Source organism: Microcoleus sp. BM001215392, from assembly GCF_036700185.1.
Classification (GTDB): domain Bacteria; phylum Cyanobacteriota; class Cyanobacteriia; order Cyanobacteriales; family Microcoleaceae; genus Microcoleus.
Genome location: NZ_JAUBOJ010000728.1, coordinates 1 through 1,280, shown reverse-complemented (window position 1 = coordinate 1,280; position 1,280 = coordinate 1). Strand labels below are relative to the sequence as shown.

Below are 1,280 nucleotides of genomic sequence, written 5' to 3'. Positions count from 1 at the left end.
CTGCTATACAAATCCTAGACAAGTCTAGACATTTGCTTCTTACTTCATCGGGAGCATGGGAGCGGTTATCCCTCGGTAAGCTTTCACGTTTTAGCCAAGCGCGATAAATTAATTGCGGCGTTCAAATCCCTGTCCATCGAATGACCGCAATTTCCGCAGTTGTAAGTCCTTTCTTTCAGTGGCATATCTTGAATATGTCCGCAGTTTGAACAGGTCTTGCTCGAAGGAAACCAGCGGTCAGCAATGATTATTTCACACCCAAACTTTTGAGCTTTGTATTCTAGCTGTCGCTTGAATTCGTAGAATCCGCAATCAGCAATTACTTGAGCTAGTTTATGATTGGCTATCATCCCAGAAACGTTCAATTTTTCTACTACTATCGTTGCGTGGTTTTTGCCTAAGTAAGTAGTAATTTGATGGAGAGTATTTTTTCTGAGATTCGCTACCTTAGCATGATGTTTTGCTAACTTTTTTTTCGCCTTAAATCTATTGCTAGAGCCTTTCGTCTTTCTCGATAACTCCTTTGACAGCCTACGCAACTTACTGAGATGCGTTTTGTAATGCTTTGGGTTAGGAAAAACAACTCCTGTTGAAAGTGTTGCTAACTCTTTAACTCCCAAATCAACACCCACAACATCGTGTTGCTTTATCGTTGGCTCATGTTCCTTGAAGTAAGCAAAAGCGATAAACCAACTGTCGGCAGTACGTGAAATAGTGATTGACTTGCAGGTAGTGTGAGGCAATCCTTCATAGGTTTTTACCCAGCCGATGGTCGGCAACTTTATGGACTTACCACCTACCGGGATTGGTTTGCCACCTGCATCTATCGTGAAGGAATCATGACGCCCCTTCTTCTTGAATTTGGGATATTCACCTTTTTTCGAGAAGAACCGAGTGAAAGCATCCCCTAGATTGTCAAAAGCATATTGAGTTATCTTCTGGCAAATTCCCGATTCTTTAATCCATGTAAACTCAGGTTTTACATGGTTGTTGAAGAACTTTTTGAGTAAGTATTTATTGGGCTTCAATCCATCTTTGTAAAGGTTGCTCCAAGTAGCTAATCCCCAATTATAAGTAAACCGAGCTATTCCTGCGTGCTTGCTCATAACCGTTGCTTGACTCTTGTTTAGCTTTAACTTTGTTTTGATGGATAAAAGCATTGTTCGACCTCAACACTGTATTTCTTTGTTCAATTTAGCGAGGCGATCGCATGGTACACCAGGATTTTGTCTATAAGTGTACCACTTTGTCTATTTAATCGCTAGCTAAGGACTAGCTCT

1 protein-coding gene is annotated in these 1,280 nt (G+C 40.9%); it reads right to left on the bottom strand.

Annotated elements, in window-relative coordinates; translation table 11 throughout:
• Window positions 1-83: 83 nt before the first annotated feature.
• Window positions 84-1,160, bottom strand: a complete 1,077-nt coding sequence (locus tag QT974_RS34480; RefSeq protein ID WP_333472836.1) for an RNA-guided endonuclease InsQ/TnpB family protein — start codon at window positions 1,158-1,160, stop codon at window positions 84-86.
• Window positions 1,161-1,280 lie beyond the last annotated feature (120 nt).

Excerpts from the sequence above, each read along its gene's own strand:
- QT974_RS34480 (WP_333472836.1), bottom strand. The coding sequence starts at position 1,160 with ATGCTTTTATCCATCAAAACAAAGTTAAAGCTAAACAAGAGTCAAGCA.